Annotated in this window: 25 protein-coding genes; 14 read left to right on the plus strand and 11 right to left on the minus strand. The window is 72.6% G+C overall.

Annotated elements, in window-relative coordinates:
- The first annotated feature begins 128 nt into the window (after nucleotides 1-128).
- On the plus strand, nucleotides 129-440 hold the full coding sequence (mihF, locus tag C2L58_RS07105) for an integration host factor, actinobacterial type (RefSeq protein ID WP_158264088.1): 312 nt from the start codon (nucleotides 129-131) through the stop codon (nucleotides 438-440).
- Nucleotides 441-524: 84 nt separating this feature from the next.
- Nucleotides 525-1,742: an isochorismate synthase gene (locus C2L58_RS07110; protein WP_103336737.1), complete on the plus strand. Its 1,218-nt coding sequence runs from the start codon at nucleotides 525-527 to the stop codon at nucleotides 1,740-1,742.
- Between the two features lie 6 nt (nucleotides 1,743-1,748).
- Here C2L58_RS07110 and C2L58_RS07115 read toward each other — a convergent pair whose 3' ends face one another.
- Both C2L58_RS07115 and C2L58_RS07120 read right to left on the minus strand, forming a co-directional pair.
- The gene (locus C2L58_RS07115) at nucleotides 1,749-2,435 is read right to left on the minus strand and encodes a 4'-phosphopantetheinyl transferase family protein (protein ID WP_199191139.1); all 687 of its coding nucleotides are present in this window, start codon (nucleotides 2,433-2,435) and stop codon (nucleotides 1,749-1,751) included.
- A 73-nt stretch (nucleotides 2,436-2,508) separates the two neighbouring features.
- Nucleotides 2,509-3,486 (minus strand): response regulator, encoded by a 978-nt coding sequence (locus C2L58_RS07120; RefSeq protein ID WP_103336739.1) that lies wholly within the window; start codon nucleotides 3,484-3,486, stop codon nucleotides 2,509-2,511.
- A 141-nt stretch (nucleotides 3,487-3,627) separates the two neighbouring features.
- Between C2L58_RS07120 and C2L58_RS07125 the strand changes: the two genes are divergently transcribed.
- The 3 genes from C2L58_RS07125 to C2L58_RS07135 all read left to right on the plus strand — a co-directional run bounded on the left by C2L58_RS07125 (nucleotide 3,628) and on the right by C2L58_RS07135 (nucleotide 8,894).
- Nucleotides 3,628-5,397 (plus strand): sensor histidine kinase, encoded by a 1,770-nt coding sequence (locus C2L58_RS07125; protein WP_103336740.1) that lies wholly within the window; start codon nucleotides 3,628-3,630, stop codon nucleotides 5,395-5,397.
- 105 nt (nucleotides 5,398-5,502) lie between these two features.
- Nucleotides 5,503-7,629 (plus strand): bifunctional lysylphosphatidylglycerol flippase/synthetase MprF, encoded by a 2,127-nt coding sequence (locus C2L58_RS07130; protein ID WP_103336741.1) that lies wholly within the window; start codon nucleotides 5,503-5,505, stop codon nucleotides 7,627-7,629.
- 95 nt (nucleotides 7,630-7,724) lie between these two features.
- Complete coding sequence (locus tag C2L58_RS07135; protein ID WP_103336742.1) at nucleotides 7,725-8,894, plus strand: acyl-CoA dehydrogenase family protein; 1,170 nt, start codon at nucleotides 7,725-7,727, stop codon at nucleotides 8,892-8,894.
- A 67-nt stretch (nucleotides 8,895-8,961) separates the two neighbouring features.
- Here the strand turns inward: C2L58_RS07135 and C2L58_RS07140 are convergent, their stop codons facing one another.
- From C2L58_RS07140 to C2L58_RS07155, 4 genes are read right to left on the minus strand one after another with little or no spacing between them, the layout of a single operon-like run.
- Complete coding sequence (locus tag C2L58_RS07140) at nucleotides 8,962-9,282, minus strand: hypothetical protein (RefSeq protein ID WP_013230128.1); 321 nt, start codon at nucleotides 9,280-9,282, stop codon at nucleotides 8,962-8,964.
- A gap of 58 nt (nucleotides 9,283-9,340) precedes the next feature.
- Nucleotides 9,341-9,982: a TetR/AcrR family transcriptional regulator gene (locus C2L58_RS07145; RefSeq protein WP_441296292.1), complete on the minus strand. Its 642-nt coding sequence runs from the start codon at nucleotides 9,980-9,982 to the stop codon at nucleotides 9,341-9,343.
- Nucleotides 9,973-11,496, minus strand: coding sequence for an ATP-dependent acyl-CoA ligase (locus C2L58_RS07150; protein ID WP_103336744.1), 1,524 nt, complete (start codon nucleotides 11,494-11,496; stop codon nucleotides 9,973-9,975). Before C2L58_RS07150 ends, C2L58_RS07145 begins: the two co-directional genes overlap by 10 nt.
- Complete coding sequence (locus tag C2L58_RS07155; protein ID WP_103336745.1) at nucleotides 11,493-12,230, minus strand: enoyl-CoA hydratase/isomerase family protein; 738 nt, start codon at nucleotides 12,228-12,230, stop codon at nucleotides 11,493-11,495. The genes C2L58_RS07150 and C2L58_RS07155 overlap by 4 nt, the downstream gene beginning before the upstream one ends.
- 102 nt (nucleotides 12,231-12,332) lie before the next feature.
- Here C2L58_RS07155 and C2L58_RS07160 point away from each other — a divergent pair, with 102 nt between their 5' ends.
- On the plus strand, nucleotides 12,333-13,934 hold the full coding sequence (locus C2L58_RS07160; RefSeq protein ID WP_103336746.1) for an amidohydrolase: 1,602 nt from the start codon (nucleotides 12,333-12,335) through the stop codon (nucleotides 13,932-13,934).
- A gap of 4 nt (nucleotides 13,935-13,938) precedes the next feature.
- Here the strand turns inward: C2L58_RS07160 and C2L58_RS49740 are convergent, their stop codons facing one another.
- Nucleotides 13,939-14,259 (minus strand): hypothetical protein, encoded by a 321-nt coding sequence (locus tag C2L58_RS49740; protein WP_199191140.1) that lies wholly within the window; start codon nucleotides 14,257-14,259, stop codon nucleotides 13,939-13,941.
- 64 nt (nucleotides 14,260-14,323) lie between these two features.
- Here C2L58_RS49740 and C2L58_RS07170 point away from each other — a divergent pair, with 64 nt between their 5' ends.
- From C2L58_RS07170 to C2L58_RS07195, 6 genes are all read left to right on the plus strand, one after another.
- On the plus strand, nucleotides 14,324-14,764 hold the full coding sequence (locus C2L58_RS07170) for a GNAT family N-acetyltransferase (RefSeq protein WP_103336747.1): 441 nt from the start codon (nucleotides 14,324-14,326) through the stop codon (nucleotides 14,762-14,764).
- 40 nt (nucleotides 14,765-14,804) lie between these two features.
- Complete coding sequence (locus C2L58_RS07175) at nucleotides 14,805-15,488, plus strand: metal-dependent transcriptional regulator (protein WP_013230121.1); 684 nt, start codon at nucleotides 14,805-14,807, stop codon at nucleotides 15,486-15,488.
- Between the two features lie 69 nt (nucleotides 15,489-15,557).
- Nucleotides 15,558-16,376 (plus strand): LLM class flavin-dependent oxidoreductase, encoded by an 819-nt coding sequence (locus C2L58_RS07180; RefSeq protein ID WP_103336748.1) that lies wholly within the window; start codon nucleotides 15,558-15,560, stop codon nucleotides 16,374-16,376.
- Between the two features lie 72 nt (nucleotides 16,377-16,448).
- Nucleotides 16,449-16,781 (plus strand): transcriptional regulator, encoded by a 333-nt coding sequence (locus C2L58_RS07185; RefSeq protein ID WP_199191141.1) that lies wholly within the window; start codon nucleotides 16,449-16,451, stop codon nucleotides 16,779-16,781.
- A 29-nt stretch (nucleotides 16,782-16,810) separates the two neighbouring features.
- Nucleotides 16,811-17,869, plus strand: a complete 1,059-nt coding sequence (locus tag C2L58_RS07190; protein ID WP_199191142.1) for a zinc-binding dehydrogenase — start codon at nucleotides 16,811-16,813, stop codon at nucleotides 17,867-17,869.
- A 174-nt stretch (nucleotides 17,870-18,043) separates the two neighbouring features.
- Complete coding sequence (locus C2L58_RS07195) at nucleotides 18,044-18,670, plus strand: alpha-ketoglutarate-dependent dioxygenase AlkB family protein (protein WP_199191143.1); 627 nt, start codon at nucleotides 18,044-18,046, stop codon at nucleotides 18,668-18,670.
- Here the strand turns inward: C2L58_RS07195 and C2L58_RS07200 are convergent.
- Complete coding sequence (locus C2L58_RS07200) at nucleotides 18,667-19,248, minus strand: ArsR/SmtB family transcription factor (RefSeq protein ID WP_103336751.1); 582 nt, start codon at nucleotides 19,246-19,248, stop codon at nucleotides 18,667-18,669. The two genes, C2L58_RS07195 and C2L58_RS07200, sit on opposite strands and share 4 nt — an antisense overlap.
- An 81-nt stretch (nucleotides 19,249-19,329) precedes the next feature.
- Here C2L58_RS07200 and C2L58_RS07205 point away from each other — a divergent pair, with 81 nt between their 5' ends.
- Nucleotides 19,330-19,683 (plus strand): hypothetical protein, encoded by a 354-nt coding sequence (locus C2L58_RS07205; RefSeq protein WP_103336752.1) that lies wholly within the window; start codon nucleotides 19,330-19,332, stop codon nucleotides 19,681-19,683.
- Nucleotides 19,676-19,915 (plus strand): hypothetical protein, encoded by a 240-nt coding sequence (locus tag C2L58_RS07210; protein ID WP_103336753.1) that lies wholly within the window; start codon nucleotides 19,676-19,678, stop codon nucleotides 19,913-19,915. Before C2L58_RS07205 ends, C2L58_RS07210 begins: the two co-directional genes overlap by 8 nt.
- Before the next feature lie 44 nt (nucleotides 19,916-19,959).
- On the opposite strand, the gene C2L58_RS07215 is transcribed toward C2L58_RS07210, so the two are convergent.
- The 3 genes from C2L58_RS07215 to C2L58_RS07225 are packed head-to-tail and all read right to left on the minus strand — an operon-like array spanning nucleotide 19,960 to nucleotide 22,150.
- Entirely contained in the window at nucleotides 19,960-20,793 is an 834-nt protein-coding gene (locus C2L58_RS07215; RefSeq protein ID WP_103336754.1) for a biotin-dependent carboxyltransferase family protein, read from the minus strand.
- Nucleotides 20,790-21,401, minus strand: coding sequence for a 5-oxoprolinase subunit B family protein (locus tag C2L58_RS07220; protein ID WP_103336755.1), 612 nt, complete (start codon nucleotides 21,399-21,401; stop codon nucleotides 20,790-20,792). The genes C2L58_RS07215 and C2L58_RS07220 overlap by 4 nt, the downstream gene beginning before the upstream one ends.
- Nucleotides 21,398-22,150, minus strand: coding sequence for a LamB/YcsF family protein (locus C2L58_RS07225; RefSeq protein WP_103336756.1), 753 nt, complete (start codon nucleotides 22,148-22,150; stop codon nucleotides 21,398-21,400). Before C2L58_RS07225 ends, C2L58_RS07220 begins: the two co-directional genes overlap by 4 nt.
- Nucleotide 22,151: the final 1 nt, after the last annotated feature.

Consider the following 22,151-nt stretch of genomic DNA (forward strand, 5'->3'; position numbering starts at 1 on the left):
CACGACCGGGAAGCGGGTGGCGTTTACTGGGCCCGTGGCAAGAGACGGCTGAGCAGCGCTTGCAGGAGCAAGCACTCGTAAAAGCTGTCGGCCGCGAAAGCGGAGACCTGAGAGGAAAGGACACTACGTTGGCTCTGCCTACGTTGACTCCGGAGCAGCGCGCCGATGCCTTGGCCAAGGCCGCCGAGGCTCGCAAGGCGCGTTCGGAACTGCTTGCGTCGATCAAGTCCGGCCAGGAGAGCATCGAAAAGGTGCTCAAGCAGGCCAAGGAGAACAAGACCATCGGGAAGACGAAGGTCACCCAGCTGCTGAAGGCCGTCCCCGGCCTCGGCGCGGTGAAGGTCGCCGCCCTGCTCGAGCAGGCCGGCATCGACCCGGACCGGCGTGCGGCCGGCCTGGGCGAGCGTCAGCGCGAGGCGCTCATCGACGCGCTCAAGTAGCGCGTCACCAGGAGCTGCCCGCGAGGGGAGTGTCGCTCGTGACACTCCCCTCGCGGATCTCCCATCGCCTGGGACGCTGGACACGTGAGCTCTCTGTCCCCTGGGGCCGAGCCCCAGACCCCAGCCGGGGGGCAAGCCCCCCTGGACCCCCCAGAAGCGGTCAGTCCGGCGACCCCGGTCGACCTCGCCGCCCGCTACCAGCGAGGCGACTTCCTCTTCACGACGGCCGAGCGCGCACTCCTCGCGCAGGGCACCATCCGCACCGTCACCGAGACGGACCCGCGACGGCTCGCCTCGGCGATCCCCGGCGTCCTCGCCGAGACGGGCGCTCCGCTGGCCGTCGGCGTCCTCCCGTTCGACACCGGGCCCGACACGAAGGTGCCGGGCCACCTCGTCGTGCCCCGGACCGTCCACCGCTCCTCGGGGACGCCCTCGCTGCCGCGCGAGACCCTGCCGGCGCCCGTGCGGGTCCGTGCGGTGCCGTCTCCGGCGTCGCACATGGCGGCCGTGCGGTCCGCGGTGGCCGCCTTGGCCGAGCGTGACCTGCGCAAAGCCGTCCTGGCGCGGGCGCTGGACCTCGAGTTCGCCGCGCCGGTGCCCGCCGAGAGCATCGTGCGCAACCTGGCCGTGGGCAATCCCCGGCACTTCACCTACGCGGCCGAGCTGCCGGGCGGCCGGTCGCTCGTCGGCGCGACGCCCGAGCTGCTGCTGCGCCGCACGGGCCGGACGGTGTTCTCGTCACCGCACGCGGGGTCGATGCCCCGCTCGGCGGACCCGGTGGCCGACCGCGCCAATGGCGAGGCGCTGCGGACGTCCCGCAAGGACCAGCTCGAGCACGCGGTGGTGATCGACTACGTGGTCGAGGCGCTGCGGCCGTTCTGCCGGACCCTGGACGTCCCGGCCGGCCCGGAGCTGGTGACGACCCCGGCGATCTGGCACCTGCGCACCCCGATCACGGGCGAGCTGGCCGACCCGGACATCACGGCGCTGGACCTGGCGGCAGCGTTGCACCCGACCCCGGCGGTCTGCGGGACCCCGACCGAAGGCGCCCGCGACCTGGTGAAGGAGCTGGAGCCGTTCGACCGCGACTACTACGCGGGAGCGGTCGGCTGGGTGGATGCAGCGGGCGACGGCGAGTGGGCGGTGGCGATCCGCTGCGCGGAGATCGCCTCGACGTCGATGCGGCTGTATGCGGGCGGGGGGATCGTGGCGGAGTCGGACCCGCAGTCGGAGCTCGACGAGACGACGGCGAAGTTCCGCACCCTGCTGACGGCGATGGGCCTGGCGGACCTGCCGGTCTGAGCCGGCCTACGGAACCCAGTGCTCCTCGGTGACCGACAGCTCCTCGGTGGTCAGCACCGCGATCGCCGCCCGGTAGCCGTCCGCGGCCTTCAGGTCCGCCAAGCGGGTCGTCGCCGGGTCCAGGGCCGGGTCGCCCGAGGCGGTCAGGCGGGGCGGTTCGTCGTAGCGGGAGAACGTGATGCTCTGCAGCGGGATGCGCAGGCCCTTGCCGGTGGCCTTCATCACGGCCTCTTTGCGGGTCCAGTAGACGAAGAACGCCGCCGCCTTCTCCGTGGCGTCGAGGCCCGCGAGGTGCTCCGCCTCCGCCGGGCTCAGGGCGTACTCGATCAGGCCGTCGTCCGCGCGGCGGGTGGCCGTCTCGACGTCGAGGCCCACCGGGACCGACGGCGTCGCCGCGACCCCGATCAGCTCGCCCGAATGCGAGATCGACAGCGTCAGGTCCGCACCCGGGATGCTCGGCCGTCCGTGTGGCTTGCCGCAGTCTTCGCAGGTCGCGTCGAACTTCACCGTCTCCAGCGCCAGGCCGAGCCGCTCGGCCGCGACCGTCTTCGCCAGCACCCGGCCGGTGAGGAACCGCCGCTTGTCCGCCTCCTGCCGGTACGCCTCGAACCGGCCTTGCTCGGTCTCGTCGAGCAGGCGCAGGAAGCGCTCTTCGGCGGGCAACGGCGACGACCAGCGAACCTCGATCTCCATCACCCCTCCGATCCTTCCGGGCCCGGAAGCCGTTGTCACGAATTCCGGGCCAACGGTGGCCTTCAGACCTCTGTCAGACGTGGGCGTGCCCGGTGACGGCCGGGGCGGGAGCGGACCGCCAAGCCGCCCGGTCGGCGGTCACCACGCCGAAGGCGATCAGGCACCACAACGCACCGGTGAGCCAGTCCATCCGGTCGGCGTCGGCACCGCCGAAGCCGAGCGCGGCGTAGCCGATCGTGCCTTGGGCCACGTGGAAGACCAGCGCCATCAGGGCACTTCCGCCGGTGCGGTTGACCAGCCACACGTAGACCAGGGTGATCGCGAAGGTCACGACGAGGCCGAACGGGGCGAGCAGGCCCGAGGTGACCAGCGGCAGGTGCCACAGCGCCACCACCACGCCGAGGGCGGTGCCGGCGCGCAGCGGTGACCACTTCTCCTGCAGGCGCGGCAGCGCGTAGGCCCGCCAGCCCGGCTCCTCGCCGAGCGGCCCGTCCAGGGGGTTGACGAACCGGATGGCGGCGACCAGCCCGAGGTCGGTCCAGGCGAGGGTGCCGAGGTCGGGCGCGGGAGCACCCCAGAGCGTCACGTTGGCCAGCGACGCCACCGCCAGCACGGCCAGGGGCATCGCGACGGCGACGGCCCACCAGGTCCAGCCGACCCGCCAGTGCGTCAGCCGCGCGAAGAGGTCGCGGTAGCCGGCCCGGCCGTCGGCGACGCCGATGACGACGACCGCCGCGACCACGGGGCCACAGGCGAAGAACGGCGTCGGCGAGATGCCGGCGACGTAGTCGTCCCGGGAGCGGCTGGACACCAGGACCACGGCGGGCGCTTCGTCCTGCGCACCCAGCGCCGCGGCGACGGCGAAGCCGTCCATGTCGGGCAGGCCCACGTCCAGCAGGACCACGTCGGGACGCAGCCGGGGCGCGGCCGCGATCGCCGTCGCGCCGTCGGCCGCCTCGCCGACCACGACCAGCCCGTCGGCCACCAGGACACGGTGGGCGAACGACCGGAACGCGGCGTGGTCGTCCACGATCAGGACCCGGGGAACCATCCCCTCATCGTCGCAGCGCCGCCGGCCGGCAACTACCGGGACAACCCTGGGGATCCGCGGCGGTTCAGCGGTACCGGCCGGGGCCGTCCTGGATTACCGTGCGGCTGCCAGGGGGACCCGTCGACCGCAGCAGGACAGGTCATGGCTTCGGAAACGGCGTTCGCCGGCGGGCCGGCCCGCACCCCCACCCACCGGTTCGCCCGCTCCGGGCACGGACCGGGCTTCTGGCTGCTGCTCTGGGCCGTGGCACTCGCGGCCGAGTTCGGCGCGCTGGTCCCGATGCTGTTCCCCAACGGGGCACCGGTCGAGGCGATCGACGTCGCGTTCCGGCTGATCGGCGGCTCCTTCGCCGCCTGCGGGCTGATCGCCTGGCGCCGCCGGCCGGACAACCACAGCGGGCTGCTGATGACCGTCACCGGCTTCGCCTTCTTCGTCAGTCCCTTGGTGAGCCAGCTCGCGTGGCCGCCCGCCCAGGTCGTCGGCCTGTGGCTGCCGGACCTGTGGGTGCTGTTCTTCGTCGTGCTCGTGCTGACCTTCCTCACCGGTGGGCGGGTGCGCACGGCGGCCGACCGGGTGCTCGCCGGTGCGGTCCTGCTGGAACTGGTCGTCCTGGCCCCGTTGTTCCTGCTGTTCTCCGGGGTGCCGGGCAACCCGGTCGCGATCTGGCCGCACGAGCGGCTCGCGGAGATCGTCGACGTCGCCCAGCGCGGCACGCTGCTGGCCGCCGTGACCGGCACCGCCGTCGTGGTCGCGGTGCGCTGGCGCTCGGCGTCCACGCCCGGCCGGCGGGCGCTGGCGCCGGGGGTCGCCGGGGCCGCGTGCCTGCTGCTGTTCGGGTGGCTGCTCGTGGCGCAGTTCCTGACCGGCGAGAAGTCGATGGTGCTGCTCTGGATCGGGGTGTGCTCGCTGCTCACGGTGCCCATCGTGTTCCTGGCCGGGCTGCTGCGTTCCCGGCTGGCCCGAGGTGGGCTGGCCGGCCTGTTCCGCGGGCTGCGCACCCTGCGGCCCGACGACCTGCGCGGTGCGCTGGCGAAGGCACTCGGCGACCCCGACCTGGTGGTCGGCTACGTCACCACCCCGGGTGCCTACGCCGATCTGGACGGCAACCCGGTCACCCTGCCCGGCGCCGGGACGTCCCGGTCGGTGGCCGGTGTCGAGCGCGACGGCAGCCGGGTCGCCGTGCTCGTCTACGACCGGTCCCTCGACGACGATCCCGAGCTGGTCGAAGCGGTCACCGCCGCGGCGACGATCGCGCTGGAGAACCAGCACCTGCACACCGAGGCCCGGCGGCGCCTCGCCGAGGTCGAGCACTCCCGCGAACGGATCATCGCCGCCGGGGACGCCGAACGCCGCCGCATCGAACGCAACCTGCACGACGGCGCCCAGCAGGGCCTGGTGACGCTCGCGATGCAGCTGTCGCTGATCCAGCGGCAGATCCGGCGCGACCCCACGGACGCCGAACAGCTCGTCACCTCGGCCAGTGACCAGCTGGCCCGCTCGCTGGCCGAACTGCGCGAGCTGGCCCGCGGCATCCACCCGGCCGCGCTCGACCAGGGCCTGGACGTCGCCCTCGAGGCGCTCGCGACCCGCTCGCCGGTGCCCACGACGGTGGCGTACGCCATCGGCCCGCGGCTGCCCCAGCCGATCGAGTTCGCCGCGTACTTCGTCGCGTCCGAGGCGCTGGCCAACGTCGCCAAGCACGCGCGGGCCGGCGTCGTGACCGTGCGCGTCCTGCGCGACGGCCCCACGGCGGTCATCGAAATCGCCGACGACGGCATCGGCGGCGTGGACCCCGCCGCGGGCTCCGGGCTGCGGGGCCTCACCGACCGCGCCGAAGCGCTCCGCGGCCGCTTGACCGTGGTGAGCCCGGCGGGCGGCGGGACCGTGGTCCGGGCGGAACTACCGGTATAGGCCAGGGTTAACCCCGGCTCCCGCGCGGGCTGGCCCGGTGACCGGCGACGAGCGTCCGGCGGATGCTGGGCTTCCGAGCACCGGGCCACTTCCCAGGAGACAGCGATGAGCAGCTCGCGAACACTCACCGAGCCCGTGACCGCCCCGGCGGCGTCGGCACGCGTCCACGCGGTGGCCACGGTGCTGCGCCGGCGGCTGCCCTTCACGACCGGCGTGCTGATCGCGATCATCGTCGCCGGCATCGCGACCGGCACGCTGTGGGACGCCGCGAGCGACCGGACGTGGTTCGGCGACGTCGGCTACGGCCTGCCCGCGCTGGCCGACGGCGGGTGGTGGACGCCGGTGACCGGCTCGTTCCTCGCCCTGACACCGGTTTTCTACCTGCCGGTGCTGCTCTCGTTCGCCGTCTTCGCCGGCGGCGCGGAATGGCGGCTGGGCACCGGGCGGACCGTGGTGATCTGCGGGCTCGGCCAGCTGGCCGGCGTGCTCGGTGCCGCGCTGACGCTCCTGGCCTTCCGGGACACCGGGTGGTCGTGGGCGCACGGCCTCGCCGCCCACGTCGACGCGGGTTTCTCCGCGGGCGCGCTCGCCTGCGCGGCGGCGGTGTCGGCGACGCTGCGTTCGCCGTGGCGGCTGCCGCTGCGCGCCGGGCTGTGGGTCTACGTCGGCGTGTCCTTCCTGTTCCTCGGCGGGCTCGCCGACCTCGAACACCTGTGGGCCGTCGCGCTCGCCCTTCCGCTGAGCCGTCGCCTGGCCGGCGGCCACCACGTCGGCCCGCGGGGCCGGGTGCGGGCCGGGCGCCGCGAATGGCGCCTGTTCGCCGCCACCGGCCTCGCCCTGATCGCCGTCGCCGAACTGGTGCTCTGGCTGTTCCCGGCGGACAGCCCCTTGGGCACCACCGGCGGCGAGGACACCGGCTGGGGCATCGCCGTCAACATCGCCTTCGTCGCGCTCCTGGCAAACGGGCTGCGCAGCGGCCGGCGCGTGGCGTGGTGGGGTGCGGTGACGCTCGCCGCGATCAACGTGCTCGCCGGTGCGGTGGCCGTGCCCGGGTTCGCCTTCGGCCAGGAGTCCATGGCGGAGAAGGCCCTCACCATGACGGGTGCCGTGCTGTGGGCGGCCGAGCTGGCCCTGCTCGTCCTGACCCGCTGGGCGTTCCGGGCCCCGCTGCGCCGCGGCTTCGGGGTGTCCGCCGGGATCGGCGGGGCCGACGCGCCCGTCGTCCGCGACCTGCTCGGCCGGCACGGGGGCAGCACGCTGTCCTGGATGGCCACCTGGCCGGACAACGCGCACTTCCGCGGCCAGGACGGACAGTCCGTCCTCGCGTACCGGCGGCACGCCGGGGTGGCCGTCGGCCTCGGCGACCCGATCGGCCCGGCCGGCTCCGCGGCCGGCGCGGTCCGCGCGTTCGCCGTCGCCTGCGAGCACGCCGGCGTCGTGCCGTGCTTGTTCTCCGTCACCCGGCCGGTCGCCGACGCCGCCGCGCGGCTGGGCTGGAGCCGGGTGCAGATCGCCGAAGACACGCTGGTCGACCTGGAGGGCCTCGAGCTGCGGGGCCGGAAGTGGCAGAACGTGCGCTCGGCGCTCAACCGCGCCGCGAAGGAAGGGATGAGCTACCGCCACGTCGTGCTGGCCGACGAGCCGTGGGGCGTCCGCAGCCAGGTCCGCGCCATCTGCGACGAATGGGTCGGCGACAAAGGCATGCCGGAAATGGGTTTCACGCTCGGCGGCATGGAGGAGGCGCTGGACCCGGCGACCCGCGTCGGCCTGGCCGTCGACGCCGACGGCAGTGTGCACGGCGTCACCTCGTGGCTGCCGGTGCACGGACCGGACGGCGAGGTCCACGGCTGGACCCTGGATCTCATGCGCCGCCGCGGCGACGGGTTCCGGCCCGCGATGGAGTTCCTGATCGGCTCCGCCATGCTGACCTTCCAGGCGGCGGGGATGCGGTTCGTGTCGCTGTCGGGCGCGCCGCTGGCCCGCTCCGGTCCGGACCCCGAAGCGGCGCCGGTCGAGCGGCTGCTGGCGGTGCTGAGCCGGGAGCTGGAACCGGTGTACGGCTTCCGGTCGCTGCACGCGTTCAAGGCGAAGTTCAACCCGCGCCACGAGCCGATGTACCTGGCCTACCGCGACGAAGGCGACCTCCCGCGGATCGGCGTGGCGCTGACCCGCGCGTACCTGCCGGACACGAGCCTGCGCACGTTAGTGAAGTTGGCCACCACGCACGCCTGACGTCTGCGGGCGGCGAGTTCTTGCGCGGGCGCGGGGAGGCGCGCACAATGACGGGTAAGCAAGCGCTTAGCCAGTGTCGGAGGAGCAGCCACGTCATGGACTTTTCACTCAGCACCGAAGAACGTGAAGTGCGCGACTGGGTCCGCACGTTCGTCCAGCGGGAGCTGATCCCGCTCGAGCAGGAAGTCCTCCGGCGCGAGCGCGCCCACCAGCCCGGCCTCACCGGCGAGGAGCTCAAGGACCTCCAGCTCAAGGCGAAGGAGTCCGGCTTCTGGGGCGTGCTGACCCCGGAGGAGTACGGCGGCATGGGCTTGTCCGCGGTCATGGCCGCGCTGCTGGAGGCCGAGCTCGGCCGGACCTTCGTGCCGTTCCGCTTCGGCGGGGCCGCCGACAACATCCTGTTCCACGCCAACGAGGAGCAGAAGCAGACCTACCTGCTGCCGACCATCTCGGGCGAGCGCAAGTCCTGCTTCGCGATCACCGAGCCGGGCGCCGGGTCGGACGCCAAGGCCATCCGGACCACCGCCCGCAAGGACGGCAGCGACTGGATCATCAACGGCGAGAAGACCTTCATCACCGGTGGCAACGAGGCCGACTTCACCATGGTCTTCGCGATCACCGACCCGGAGAAGGGCGCGAACGGCGGCGTCACCTGCTTCCTCGTCGACCGCGAAGCCGGCTGGAAGTCCGAATACATCGACACCATGGGCGAGTGGGGCCCGGCGTCGCTGATCTTCCAGGACGTCCGCGTCCCGGAGACGCAGATCCTCGGCGAGGAAGGCCGCGGCTTCGAGCTCGCCATGCAGTGGATCGGCCAGGGCCGTTACCTCCTGCCGGCGCGCGCGATCGGTTCGTGCGAGCGGCTGATCACCATGGCCATCGAGCACGCCAACACCCGCGAGACGTTCGGGCAGAAGATCGCCGAGCGCCAGGCCATCCAGTGGATGATCGCCGACTCCGGCGTCGAGCTGGAAGCGCTGCGGTGGCTGGTGCTGCACGCCGCCTGGCAGGTCGACCAGGGCGTGGATTCGCGGCACGCGCAGTCGATGGCGAAGCTGTACGGCGGCCAGAAGGCCAACGAGATCGTCGACCGCGTCCTGCAGATCCACGGCGGCATGGGCTACACGCGGGAGCTGCCGGTCGAGCGCTGGTACCGCGAGCTGCGGCTGCTGCGCATCTACGAGGGCACCGACGAGATCCAGCGCCGGACGATCGCCCGCAACCTGCTCAAGGGGCACGTCAAGGTCGGCGGCACGCTCGGCTGAGGGCCCCGAAACGCGAGAAGCCGTCAAGGCCGCCCTTCCCGGCGGCCTTGACGGCGCTTCGGCTTGCTTACTTCTTGTTGCGGATGGCGATCGGGACGCCTGCGAGGTCCTCTTCGTTGCACAGGAGCTTCACGTCGTAGTACGGCGAACCCTGGCGGTCGTCGTAGTCGAGGTGGATGGCCAGGACGTCGAGCGGCTCGCCCAGCCACTCCTGCGCCTGCCGCAGCCAGGCGGAGCACCGTGCCAGGGCAGTGGGGAGATCGTCATCGCGGAACTCGACGGGGCGATAGGGCACATCCTGCACCTGATCGCGGGGGTTTTCCGGCGCCGGGAGGCCCGGCGCGAGACCCGAGTCGTCCAGTTCCAGTTGGATCGTTTCCTCAGTCACCCTTCGAGCGTCCCCCACGCACGCCGTCTGGGCAAGGCGTACACAGGTAAAAGCGCCGCTAAACGGACACGCCCCACTCTTTCGCGACGATTTCCCGGCACCGCCGCAAGTCGGTCACGCCGGGCGCGGACGTGCAGCCCAGCGCCCTCGACGCCAGTTCCGCGTAGTGCTCCGCCAGCTCGTCCAGCGCCAGCGGGCCGCGTGGGGAATACCACCTCGCGACGCCGCTGCACATCTCGAGCAGCGCGAGCCGGGTCACCGCCGGGTGCTCCACACGGAACACCCCCGCCGCCACGCCTTCGTCGATCGCGGCCGCCCACAGCCGTTCGTAGGCGTCCCGCAGGGCGACCACCGGTTCGCGCGCGGCCGGGGACAGGACGTCGACTTCGTTGTCCACCACCCGGGTTTCCGCCGGTCCGACGGCGTGCGCGAGGACGTGCAGCACGACCAGCGTGCGCAGCCGGTGCACCGGGTCGCCGCCGCCCGCGGTCGCCTCGCGGGCCGCGTCGAGCAGCCGGTTCAGCGCGGTGTGCATGATCTCGGCGAGCAGATCCTCCTTGGTGCCCATGTAGTGGTACAGGCTGGCCGAGGAGAGTTCCGCCTCCTGCGCCAGATCCCGGATCCCGGTGCCGTGGAAGCCCTTGGTGGCGAACAGCTTCACCGCCGCCGCGCGCACCCGCTCCCGGCTGCTCACAGCCATGCTGCCGCCTTCGCGTCCCAGGAACCGGCGCGCGGGTCGGCGACCTTCCGCAGCTCGCCTTTGGCCACCCGCTCCGACGGGGTCATCGGCAGCGCGTCCGCGAACGCCCAGAACCGCGGAACCTTGAAGTAGGCCAGTTTCCCGGCGCAGAACGCGGCCAGCTCGGCGGGGTCCGGCCGGTCGCCGTCGCAGACGACGTAGGCCTTGATCTCCTCGCCGCGCAGCTCGTCCGGCACCGCGACGACGGCCGCCAGCCGGACCGCCGGGTGCAGCAGCAGCGCGCGCTCGACCTCGTCGGCGGAGACGTTTTCGCCGCTGCGGCGGATCATGTCCTTCGTCCGGCCGATGTAGTAGACGCGGCCGGCGGCGTCCATCCGGGCGAGGTCGCCGGTGTGGAACCAGCCGTTTTCGAACGCTTTCGCCGTCGCGTCCGGATCGTCGTGGTAGCCGTGCATCAGCCCGATCCCGCGGATCAGCAGCTGCCCGGTTTCCCCGCGCGGCACCGGCTTGCCGTCGTCGCCGGCGATCAGCACCTCGCGGTCGCGGCTGGGCCGCCCGATGCAGCCGGTGCCGACGGTCGCGTCGTGGTCGTCGGCGGTCATCCGGATGTCGCCGCCGGTTTCGGTCATGCCGAACGCCTCGTACCACGGCACGCCCCAGCGCCGTTCCATTTCAGAGTGCAGGTCGTGCGGGATCGCCGACGCGCAGATCGCGCGGACGCGGTGGTCGCGGTCGGTCTCGGCCGGTTCCTGCCGCAGCAGCAGCGTCGGCATCAGGCCGAGGCAGTAGAACCAGGTGACGCCGTGCTCGCGGACCTTCGCCCAGAACGTGCTGGGGTGGAAGCGGTCCAGGACGACGAGGGTGGCCCCGCCCGCGAGTCCCAGTGCGACATTCCACTGTGGATCGATGTAGTGGAACGGCTGCGCGGTCAGGATGACGTCGTCCGTGCCGACGGCGGGGAAGTCGGTGGCCAGGCTCACCGCGAGGGTCGTCCAGTAGCGGTTCGGCAGGACGCAGCCCTTGGGGGCGCCGGTGGTGCCGGAGGTGTACTGGATGTTGACCGGCAGCTCGGGCACGGGCGTGAACTCCGGCGGCTCGGCGTCGGTGCGGAGCTCGTCCGGGGTGATCACCTCGGTCAGGCCGATCCGGCCGAGCAGCTCGGTGAATTCGGGCGCGGCGACGGCCAGCTTCGCGCCGGAGTGGCGGAGGACGTGGGCGCCGTCGAACTCCTGGTAGTTCGTGTTGACCGGCACCAGCTGCGCGCCGATCTTCGCCAGCGCCAGCCAGGTCAGCGGGAACGCGGGCACGTTCCGCAGCATCACCGCCACCCGGTCGCCGGGGCCGATGCCGCGCTCGGCCAGCGCCGCGGCGATCCGGGAACTTTCGCGATCGAGCTCGGCGAAGGTGAACGTCCGCTCCAGGTCGTCGAACACCCAGGCCGGGCGTTCGGGCCACAGCGCGGCGGCCCGGGTGACGAGCTGCGCGAGCGTCCCGATTTCGGCGAGGGGCGTCACACCCGGCTCCGGAAGGCTTCGGTGGACGCGGCGACCGCGGCCGAGTGCTCGGTGATCAGGGCGTGGCTGACCTCGAGTTCGAGGGCCGGTTCGATGTCCGTGCTGGCGTCGAGGACGCGCTTCGCCATGGCCGCCGCCGCGGGCGGGTGCTCGGCGATCCGCTTGGCCCAGCTCAGCGCTTCGGCCTGGAGCTGCTCGGCGGGCACGGCGGTGTTGACCATGCCCAGCTCGGCCGCCCTCCGGCCGTCGAAGCGCTCGCCGAGCAGCAGGAGCTCCTTCGCCTTGAGCGGGCCGACCAGCAGCGGGAGCAGCCGCGACGCCGCGCCGGTGACGCTCAGGCCGAGCGAGACCTCGGGGAAGGCGAACACGGCGTCCTCGGCGGCCAGGATCAGGTCGCAGCCGAGCGCGAACTCCGCGCCCGCGCCGATCGCGTAGCCGTGCACCGCCGCGATCACCGGCTGGCGCAGCCCGCGCAGCCGCCGCGTGACGTCCTGGAGCCGGTCCAGCCGCGCCCGGGAGTCACCCGCGGGTGCGGGTTCCTTGAGGTCGTGGCCGGCGCAGAAGGCCCGGCCGTTGCCCGACAGCACGACGACACGGGCGTCGCTGCGGGCGGCCGCGTCGAGGGCGGCGAGGAAGTCGTCGACCAGCACGGCGGCGACCGCGTTCAGCCGCTCGGGCCGGTTGAGCCGGATCTGCGCGATGCCGTCCTCGACGGCGAACTCCACGGTGGGCATGAGGACGATGCTAGACGTTCGATCGATCGATCGATAGCCTTTGAATGAGGCAGCGGCGCGAAGCGCCTCCGTTGAGGGTGGCGGTGGGGAGGAAGGCGGAGTATGCGGGTCGATGCGGTCTACGAGAACGCCACGGTGTGGACGGGTGCGGGCGTCACCAGCGCACTTGCCGTCCTGCACGGCCGAATCGTCGCGCTGGGTTCCGATGCCCTCGAGCTGTCCGCGCGCTCCCGGATCGACCTCGCCGGCGGGTTCGTCGTGCCCGGTTTCCACGACGCGCACAACCACATGGCGTGGTTCGGCATGGGCCTCGACGACGTCCCGCTCAGCGACTGCCGCAGCGTCGAGGAGGTCTACGACGCCGTCGCCGCGCGCGCCGCGACGCTGCCGCCCGGGAGCTGGGTGGTCGGGAGCGGGTACGACCAGAACAAGCTCGCCGGCGGGCACCCCGACTCCCGCGGCCTCGACCGCGCGGCGCCGGGGATGCTCGTGCGGCTCAAGCACACGTCCGGGCACATGACCGTGGTCAACTCGGCCGTGCTCGACCAGCTCGACCTGGCGAACGTGCCGGTCGGCGGCGACGTCGTGCCGGATGCCGACGGCTCGCCGACCGGATTGCTGCGCGAGCAGGCCCAGCTGCTGCTGCGGCCGCTGACGTACCCGACGCCGGTCTCGCGGGTGGTCCGCGGGCTCGAGCGGGCGTCCGAGCGGTACCTCTCGGAGGGCATCACCAGCGTCCAGGAGGCCGGGATCGGCGGCGGCCTGGTCGGCGAGACCCCTGCCGAACTGGCCGCCTACCAGGAGGCGCGCGACCGCGGCGTGCTGCGCGTGCGCAGCACGGTGATGATCGCCGCGAGCGTGCTGCACGACCTGCCCGACGACGCCGGCTTCGGCCTCGACCTCGGCCTGCGCACCGGCCTCGGCGACGAGTGGCTGCGCGTCGGCCCGATGAAGTTGTTCGCCGACGGCTCCCTGGTCGGACGCACCTGCGCGATGCACGACCCGTTCGACGGCGAGCCGGACAACCGCGGCTACTTCCAGGTGCCCGAAGACGAGCTGGCCCGCACGATCCGCCGCGCGCACGACGCGGGCTGGCAGATCGCGACGCACGCGATCGGCGACCGCGCGATCACCGTCGTCCTCGACGCCTACGAAGCCGCGTTGGCCGCTTCGCCGCGCACGGACCACCGGCACCGCATCGAGCACTGCGCGGTGCTCCAGCCCGCGGAGCTGACTCGGCTCGCCTCGCTCGGGCTCATCCCGTCGCCGCAGGGCCGGTTCGTCAACGAGCTCGGCGACGGCATGCGCGCCGCGCTCGGTGAGTCACGCGTGCCCTGGTGCTACCGGCTGCGCAGCGTCCTCGACGCGGGCTGCGTGCTTCCCGCGTCCTCGGACCGGCCCGTCGTGAACGGCGCGCCCCTGCTCGCCCTGGCCGACATGGTGCGCCGGCGCACGGCCTCCGGCGCGCCTTTCGCACCCGAAGAGGCGCTGACGCCGGAGCAGGCGTTGCGCGCGTACACGTACGGATCGGCGTACGCGACCTTCGCCGAGCGTGACCTGGGCACGCTCGAACCCGGGAAGCTCGCCGACTTCGCCGTGCTCTCCGGCTCGCCCCTGGACGAGTCCGCTTTGGACGCGCTCGCTTTTGGAGAACTCAGCGTGCAAGGCACCGCCGTCGGCGGCGAACTGCGTTATCAAGCGTGATGACTCACTTCCTTCCCACGAACTCGAGTGCTTCCTCGGCCAGCTCGGCCCAGGGGTGTGGCGATGCCGCGTTCAGCGCCAGCCATTCCTTCATCGGCGTGCCCTTGTTGGCGTCGAAGCGCACGCCGTGCCCACCCGCCACCAGCTCGTCCACCCGGCCCTTGGGCAGCTTGAGCACCAGCTTCCCGCGGACGAACATCGCGAAGATCCGGCCGTGCGCGCGCAGTGCCGAGCGCCCGAACCCCCGGGTCGCCCCGGGTGGCGTGATGCCCGGGCGTCCGGTGAACTCGTCGACCAGGCCCTCGAACTTCTCCTCCGGTGACATCGACCACCTCCACGTCTTCCAGGCCCGACAGTAGCGACCACCACCGACAAAAAAGGGAGGCGAGATGCCCGTTCGCGACGCCGTCTTCGAAGACATCGAAGAGATCTGCGCGCTCATCGAGGAGCACGCCGTCTACGAAGACAACCACGACCTGAAGCTGGACCGCGCCGAGATGAGCGGGCACCTGTTCGGGCCGGACCCGAAGGCGTGGGTGCTCATCGCGACCCCGCCCGGCGAGCCGGGGACGGTGGCCGGCTTCGCCTTCTGCAGCTGGAACTTCTCCACCTGGGAAGCCCGGCCGGGGATCTGGCTGGACGACCTGTTCGTCCGGCCCGCGTACCGCCGCCACGGCCTCGGCGGCGAGCTGCTGGACGAGCTGCGCACCCGCACGACCGGCCGCGTGGAGTGGGACATGCAGGAGGGCAACGAAAAAGGCGAGGCGTTCTACGCCCAGCTCGGCGCCGAACCGGTTCCGGGCTGGATCCGCTACCGCTGGCGGCCGTGAACTTTCACGAGAAAGTACCCGGCCCCGTATCGTAGGCGGCATGGGAGACGGTTCGGTCCGGAGGTCCTCGTCGGTCGAGGACTACGTCCGGGTGATCTACGGCCTGGTCGAGCGGGGTGAGGCGGTCACCAACGCGTCGCTCGCCGGCCGGCTGGAGGTCAGCCCGTCCTCGGCGTCGGGGATGGTCACGAAGCTGTCCCAGCTGGGCCTGGTCACCCACGTGCCGTACCGCGGCATCGAGCTCACGGCCGACGGCAGGCTCCTGGCGCGGTCGGTGCTCCGGCGCCACCGGCTGATCGAGACGTACCTGGTGTCGGAGCTCGGCTACACGTGGGACGAGGTCCACGCGGAGGCGGACGCGCTGGAGCACGCGGTGTCCGACAGGCTGGTCGAGCGCATCGCGGCGAAGCTCGGCAACCCGGTCCGCGACCCCCACGGCGACCCGATCCCGGCCCCGGACGGCAGCGTCGAGGAGCTGCCGGTCCGCATCCTCGACGATCTCCCGCCGGGCGCGGTGGGCGAGATCGTCCGGGTCTGGGACACGGACCCGGAGCTGCTCAGGTACCTGACGGAACACGCGATCAACCTGGGCGAGCGCATCGAGGTCGTGGAGCGGCAGCCGTTCGGGGGGCCGATGGTGGTGAAGGTGGGATCGCCGCCGGATGCGGCTACGCACGCCATCGGCAAGGAGATCGCGCAGGCCTTGTCGGTCACCCTGCGCTGAGGGACGTACGCGCGGGTGACGTCGTGAAGCGGATGTGGTGACCAGCTCCCGCCCGCGACGATGGCCCGTATGAAACCCTTCCGCTTCGGCGTCGTCGCCGGTTACTCGCCCAACCTCACCTCGTGGACCGCGCAGGCCGAGCGGGTCGAGAAGCTCGGGTTCGACACCTTGCTCGCCACCGATCCCGTCGGGACCGCCGATCCGTTCGTGCTGCTCGGGGCCGCCGCCGCGGTCACCCTCGATCTCACCGTCGGCACCTTCGTGCTCGCCGACCCCTTCCGCGACGCCAGGGCGCTCGGCTGGCAGGCGCAGACCCTCCACCGGCAGACCCGCGGCCGGTTCGAGCTGGGGCTGGGCGTCGGACGGCCCGGTGCCGAAGGGCACGCCGCGACGCTGGGGCGGGAATTCCCCTCACCGGGTGAGCGCATCACACGGATGGCCGCCACGATCGCGCACCTCAAGCGCGACGCCGACCGGCCGCGGCTGATGCTGGCCGGCGGTGGGCCGAAAATGCTGGCGCTCGCCGCGCAAGAAGCCGACACCGTCACGTTCACCTGGGCGCCGACGACGACCGAAGCCGAAGCGACGTCCATTGTGGATCGATTCCGGGTCCTCGCCGGGCCGCGGCTGGCGGAGATCGAGCTCGGCCTGAACCTGATGGCGATCGGGTCGGAACCGTCGCCCGCGATCGCGCGGTGGGCCGGGGTGGACGTGCCCGAGCTCGCCGCCGGCGGTGCGGTGACCGTCCTTCCCGAGGATCCCGGCGAGGCCACGGAAAAGCTTCTCGGCTGGCGGGAGCGGTGGGGGATTTCCTACGTCACGATCAACTCCGGCTACGCGGAACCGTTCGCCGCGATCGCCGACGAGACGCGCAAGGCAGGTGGGTGAGGACCCTTCCGATCTTGCGAACCGGGGCCTACGCTCCAATCTTCTTAATCGGGAGTGCTTCGGAGCGTTGTGATGACCGGTCAGCGAACACGCACCATCGACCGGGGGGAACAGGCGGAGCTGAGCCGGCTGCTGGCAGCCGGACCGTTCGACGTGGCCCTGCGGGCGGCGATCCGGGCCCGCGGCCTCGGCCTCGAGCGGATCCGCTATCGCTTGCGTGGCCGGGGAACCACGGTCAGCCTGGCCACCCTCAGCCACTGGCAATCGGGACGGTGCCGGCCGGAGCGGCCGGAATCGTTGGAGGCCCTGCGGAATCTCGAGGACATCCTGAACGTGCCGGACGGCTCGCTCAGCAAGCTCCTCGGCCCGCCGCGGAGCAGGACGAGGTTCCACGCGCTCACTTGAGCGGCGTAGAAGGCAGTTAGGCTCGTGCCGTGCGAGCTGTGGTCATGGAGGAGTTCTGCGTCCCGCCCGTGGTGCGGGACGTGCCGGAGCCGGTGGCCGCGCCGGGTGGTGCGGTGATCGAGGTCGACGCCACCGGTGTCTGCCGCAGCGACTGGCACACCTGGCAGGGGCACGACACCGCCGTCACGCTGCCGCACGTCGCCGGGCACGAGCTCGCCGGCCGGGTCGTCGCGCTCGGCGAAGGCGTCCGCGGCTGGGCGCTCGGCGCGCGCGTCACCGTGCCGTTCGTCTGCGCCTGCGGCACGTGCGCCCAGTGCGCCCGCGGTGACCAGCAGATCTGCGACCGCGAGTGCCAGCCCGGCGCCACGCACTGGGGGTCGTTCGCCGAGCGCGTGGCCATCGAGCACGCCGAGACGAACCTGGTCGCGCTGCCGGACTCGCTCGGCGCCGCCGAGGCCGCGGCCCTCGGCTGCCGGTTCGGCACGGCGTTCCGCGCGGTGCTGCGGCAGGGGCGCGTCACCGCGGGCCAGTGGGTCTCGGTGTACGGCTGCGGCGGTGTCGGGATCTCCGCGGTGCTGCTGGCCGTCGCGGCCGGTGCCAAAGTCGTCGCCGTCGACGTCTCGGCGGCCGCCCTCCAGCTGGCCGCGAAGTCGGGTGCCGCCGTCACGGTCGATTCCTCGGCCTTCGACGGCCCGGAAGCCGTCGCCGCGCACGTCCGCGAGCTGACCGGCGGCGGCACGCACGTCTCGCTCGACTGCCTCGGCTCGCCGTCGACCTGCGCGGCGTCGGTCGGCAGCCTGCGCAAGCGCGGCCGGCACGTCCAGGCCGGGCTGATGCCGCCCGCGCAGGGCGTCGCCCCCATCCCGATGCACCGCGTCATCGGCGGCGAGCTGGAGCTCGTCGGCATCCACGGGCTCCCGGCCCACGAGTACCCGGAGCTGCTGCGCGTCGTCGAGACGGCGGGCATCGACCTCGCCGCGCTGATCGGCCGGCGCATCGGGCTCGACGACGTCCCGGCCGCGCTGGCGGCGATGAACGACCCCGTGCCGGCGCACGCGGGCGTCACCGTGGTGACGTTCCGTGCCTGATCGGCGGCACCGTGGTCAAGAGACCCGTTCGTAGCTGATCCACGCTGGCACGTGACATTCAGGTGTGGGAACGTCTAGTTCACGGTGGCCCAGGGCGAGGGGATGCGGCTGCAGGAGTCGTCCCGCTGGTCCGTGGGACGGCTCCTGCGGCTTTTCTCCGGCACAATCGAGGTGGTGGACGCCCTCCTGCCGCGCCCGCGCGCCGAGATCGCGCCCGGCGCCGTGCACCTGCCCGACTGGCTCGGCTTCGACGAGCAGCGCGAACTCGTCGCGGCCTGCCGCGGCTGGTCCGGCTACCGCCACACCCGGCTGCCCAACGGCGGCGTGATGTCGGTGAAGTCGGTCTGCCTCGGCTGGCACTGGTACCCGTACGGCTACTCGCGCACGACCGGCGAGGGGACGCCGGTGCTGCCGTTCCCGGACTGGCTCGGCGACCTCGGCCGCCGCGCGGTGGCGGCCGCGTACGGCGAGCCGGCCGAGGCGTACGCGCCGGACATCGCGCTGGTCAACTTCTACGACGCCACCGCGAAGATGGGGCTGCACCAGGACAAGGACGAGCGCAGCCTCGAGCCGGTGGTGTCGGTCAGCCTCGGTGACGCCGGTGTGTTCCGCTTCGGCAACACCGAAACCCGCGGCCGGCCGTACACCGACGTCGAGCTGCGGTCGGGTGACGTGTTCGTGTTCGGCGGCCCGTCCCGGCTCGCCTACCACGGCGTGCCGAAGACGCTGCCGGGCACGGCGGACCCGGCGCTGGGCCTGGCCGGGCGGCTGAACATCACGCTCCGGGTGTCCGGGCTCTAGTCCTCAGTGGACTCATCCTCGTCCGGCACCACGATGAACCGGACGGCCACCGACCGTGAGCCTTCGGGCTGCTGTCCCGGCTCGGTGGCGTACTTCCACACCAGGTTCTGGTACTCCTCGACGAAGGACGTCACCTGGTCCTTCGTCAGGTGCAGCCCGGCGCGGTGGATCTGGTTCCAGCCCTTCGCGCTGTCGTAGCCCGCGTAGGCCCGGGCGACCAGGCCCAGGTCGTGACCCATCTTCAGCGCGCCGAGCTTGAGCATCGCTTCGCGCTCGTCCGGCGCGAGGTCGAGGCCGGGCGGGGTGTAGATGTCCTTCGACCGCGACTTCCACCAGCGCTCGCGGCCGTCCCCGCGGTCCTCGAGCTCCTCGATCAGCTCCAGGTCGGCGAGCTTGCGGAGGTGGTAGCTGGTCGTCCCGGTGCTCTCGCCCAGCGCCTTCGCGACGCTCGTCGAGTTCGCCTCGCCGTGTTTGCCCAGGTAGCTGAGGATGTCCCGGCGCACGGGGTTGGCCAGCGCCTTGTAGAAGGCCTTGAGGTCCGCGCCGGTCAGGACGCGCTTTTCGGGACGGTCGACCATGCCGAAAGCCTACTACAGAGGTTGTTTGCAAAGAATCTCTGCAATCGCTACCTTGGGTCGGGAGAGAACTCGGGGGTTCGCATGAAGAAGCTCTTCTGGGCGGCCGGGCTGTGCCTGTTGCCGTGGATCGCGGTACTGGGGACGACGTTGCCGGAGGTCGTGCAGGCGCAACACTGGCGGCTGGCCTGGACGGGCTTCGACACGGCGGAGGCGGCCGGCCTGCTGCTCACGGCGTGGCTGCTGAGCCGCGGTGACGCGCGGACGCCGCTGGTCGCAACGGCCACGGCGACGCTGCTGCTGGCCGACGCCTGGTTCGACGTCGTCACGGCCGGCGACGACGTCGCGTTTTCGCTGCTCATGGCCGGTCTGGAGGTGCCGCTGGCGCTGGCGTGCCTGTCCGTCGCCGTGCCGCGGCCGGTGCCGGCGCATGTCTGAGCTGGACCCGCGGCTGCGCGACGAAATCGACGACCAGGTCGCGGAGGCCTTGGACGCCTACCTCGCCGAGCGGCGGCCGCGCGGCCGGCGGCGCGCGTGGCCCGTGGTGGTGACGGTGGCACTGGGGGTCGTCACCACCTGGCTGGCCCCGGGCGAGGCCTGGGCGGCGTGGCTCGCGATCGGGGTCACGAACGCCGCCTGGCTGGTGGTCGTGAGTGGTAAGGCGGGTTAGAACCCGCCTTACCACTCACGACAGCCGCGGCAGACTCAGGACCGTCAGTTCGGACGGAAGCGCACGGTCTGGCCCGGCCGCAGCTGGGCGGCCAGGTCCAGGTCCGCCTCCTCGACGACCGCGATCACCGGGTACCCGCCCGTCGTCGGGTGGTCGGCGTGGAACAGGATCGGCCGGCCCGACGGCGGCACCTGCAGCGATCCCGGCACGCACGCCTCCGACGGCAGCTCGTCGTGGCGTGCCCGGGCCAGTGCCGGCCCGGTCAGGCGGATGCCGACGCGGTCCGAATCCGGCGAGACCGTGTACACAGTGGACAAGAGTTCGTCCGGCGCGGTGAACCAGTCGCGACGCGGACCCGGTGTCACGCGCAGCACCGGTTCGGCCGGCCACGCCGCCCGGGGCGCGAGATCCACCACCGGGAACGCCCGCGGAGCCGGGCCGATCGGCAGCAGCATCCCGGCCGCCACCGGCGGCGGGCCCAGCTTCCCGAGCGTGTCCGTCGCCCGGGAACCCAGCACCGGCGGTACGTCGATCCCGCCGCGCACCGCGACGTAACACCGCAACCCCGACACCGCCGTGCCCAGCGCCAGTTCTTCCCCGGGCCACAACGTGATCGGCCCGTTCGGCCCGCCCTTCGAGAGCGGGCAGGAAGCGCCGGTGACCGCCACCGTTGTGAGGGCCGATGCGCGCAGCACCAGCCCGCCGAGCGTCACCTCCAGCGCCGCCGCCCCCTCCGGGTTTCCGACGAGCCGGTTGGCCAGCCGGAACGACTCGCGATCGGCCGCCCCGGAGCGGCCGACGCCGAGCGCCGCGTGACCCGGGCGGCCGAGGTCCTGCACCGTCGTCGCGAACCCGGGCCGGACGACTTCGAGCTTCACGACGCCACCGCCGTGAACCGGACCCGGGTGCCCGGCGGCAGCAGGTTCGGCGGGTCGCGCTCGACGTCCCACACCGGCACCTCCGTCCGGCCCAGCAGCCGCCAGCCGCCCGGGGACGCGCTCGGGTAGACCGCGCTGTACTCGCCGGCGATCGCCACCGAGCCCGCCGGGATGCGGGTGCGCGGCGACGACCGCCGGGGCACGTGCAGCGCGGGGTCCGACCCGGTCAGGTAGGCGAAGCCCGGCGCGAAGCCGCAGAACGCCGAAACGTAGGTCCCCGCGGTGTGCCGGGAGATCAGCGAAGCCACGCTCAACCCCGTCTCCGCGGCCACGTCGGCCAGGTCTTCGCCGTCGTACACCACCGGGATCACCACCTCGCCCGCGTCGGCCGCCACCCTGTCCACAGGGGACACTTGACGCAGCAGCGCACCCAGCCGTTCCGCGTTCGTCACCGACGGGTCGAAGCGGACCAGCAGCGTCCGGGCCGCCGGGACGAGCTCCACCACCCCGTCCGGCGGCGACTGCGTCAGCGCCGCCTGGAAACCCAGCACGTCGTCCAGCTCCACCAGGACCGCGCGCCGCCCGCACGGCAGCAGCCGGACGGTCATCCGGTGAACGCGGTGAGGGGGACGTCCGCGGCGGTCAGGCCGGCGCGGATCCGGCGCGCCAGCTCGACCGCGCCCGGCGTGTCGCCGTGCACGCACAGGGAATCCGGGCGCAGGTCGAGCTTGCCGCCGTCGGCCGTCACGCCGCCGCCGCCGGTCGCCATCGCCACCGCCCGGTCGGCCACGGCCCCGGCGTCGTGCAGGACAGCGCCCGGCCGCTTGCGCGACACGAGCCGGCCTTCCGCGGTGTACGCCCGGTCCGCGAACGCCTCCGCGTACGCGACGACACCGGCTTTCTCCGCCTCCCGCTGCATTTCCGAGTCCGGCAGGCAGAGCAGCGCCAGCGCGGGATCGTACCGCCGCAGGCCCTCGACGATCGCCGCCGCCTGCTCGGCGTCGCCCGCCGCGGTGTTGTACAACGCGCCGTGCGGCTTCACGTACGTCACGCGGCTGCCCGCCGCGCGGGCGAACGCGTCGAGCGCGCCGACCTGGTAGAGCACTTCGTCCGCCAGGTCGTCCGGCGCGATGTCGAGGGCGCGCCTGCCGAAGCCGGCCAGGTCGCGGTAACCGACGTGCGCGCCGATCGCGACCCCGCGCCCGGCCGCCAGTTCGCACACCCGCCGCATCACCGACGGGTCGCCGGCGTGGAAGCCGCAGGCGACGTTCGCGCTGGTCACGATGTCGAGCATGGCTTCGTCGTCGCCCATCTTCCAGGCGCCGAAGCCCTCGCCGAGATCGCTGTTCAGATCCATT

This window comes from Amycolatopsis sp. CA-126428 (assembly GCF_002904335.1).
GTDB lineage: Bacteria > Actinomycetota > Actinomycetes > Mycobacteriales > Pseudonocardiaceae > Amycolatopsis.

Excerpts from the sequence above, each read along its gene's own strand:
- C2L58_RS07135 (WP_103336742.1), top strand. The coding sequence starts at position 7,725 with ATGGACTTTTCACTCAGCACCGAAGAACGTGAAGTGCGCGACTGGGTC.
- C2L58_RS49740 (WP_199191140.1), bottom strand. The coding sequence starts at position 14,259 with ATGTCACCGGAGGAGAAGTTCGAGGGCCTGGTCGACGAGTTCACCGGA.
- C2L58_RS07210 (WP_103336753.1), top strand. The coding sequence starts at position 19,676 with ATGTCTGAGCTGGACCCGCGGCTGCGCGACGAAATCGACGACCAGGTC.
- C2L58_RS07185 (WP_199191141.1), top strand. The coding sequence starts at position 16,449 with ATGACCGGTCAGCGAACACGCACCATCGACCGGGGGGAACAGGCGGAG.
- C2L58_RS07115 (WP_199191139.1), bottom strand. The coding sequence starts at position 2,435 with ATGGAGATCGAGGTTCGCTGGTCGTCGCCGTTGCCCGCCGAAGAGCGC.
- C2L58_RS07220 (WP_103336755.1), bottom strand. The coding sequence starts at position 21,401 with ATGACCGTCCGGCTGCTGCCGTGCGGGCGGCGCGCGGTCCTGGTGGAG.
- C2L58_RS07180 (WP_103336748.1), top strand. The coding sequence starts at position 15,558 with ATGAAACCCTTCCGCTTCGGCGTCGTCGCCGGTTACTCGCCCAACCTC.
- C2L58_RS07205 (WP_103336752.1), top strand. The coding sequence starts at position 19,330 with ATGAAGAAGCTCTTCTGGGCGGCCGGGCTGTGCCTGTTGCCGTGGATC.
- C2L58_RS07125 (WP_103336740.1), top strand. The coding sequence starts at position 3,628 with ATGGCTTCGGAAACGGCGTTCGCCGGCGGGCCGGCCCGCACCCCCACC.
- C2L58_RS07225 (WP_103336756.1), bottom strand. The coding sequence starts at position 22,150 with ATGGATCTGAACAGCGATCTCGGCGAGGGCTTCGGCGCCTGGAAGATG.
- C2L58_RS07175 (WP_013230121.1), top strand. The coding sequence starts at position 14,805 with ATGGGAGACGGTTCGGTCCGGAGGTCCTCGTCGGTCGAGGACTACGTC.
- C2L58_RS07145 (WP_441296292.1), bottom strand. The coding sequence starts at position 9,982 with ATGGCTGTGAGCAGCCGGGAGCGGGTGCGCGCGGCGGCGGTGAAGCTG.
- C2L58_RS07130 (WP_103336741.1), top strand. The coding sequence starts at position 5,503 with ATGAGCAGCTCGCGAACACTCACCGAGCCCGTGACCGCCCCGGCGGCG.
- C2L58_RS07200 (WP_103336751.1), bottom strand. The coding sequence starts at position 19,248 with ATGGTCGACCGTCCCGAAAAGCGCGTCCTGACCGGCGCGGACCTCAAG.
- C2L58_RS07120 (WP_103336739.1), bottom strand. The coding sequence starts at position 3,486 with ATGGTTCCCCGGGTCCTGATCGTGGACGACCACGCCGCGTTCCGGTCG.
- C2L58_RS07160 (WP_103336746.1), top strand. The coding sequence starts at position 12,333 with ATGCGGGTCGATGCGGTCTACGAGAACGCCACGGTGTGGACGGGTGCG.
- C2L58_RS07170 (WP_103336747.1), top strand. The coding sequence starts at position 14,324 with ATGCCCGTTCGCGACGCCGTCTTCGAAGACATCGAAGAGATCTGCGCG.
- C2L58_RS07155 (WP_103336745.1), bottom strand. The coding sequence starts at position 12,230 with ATGCCCACCGTGGAGTTCGCCGTCGAGGACGGCATCGCGCAGATCCGG.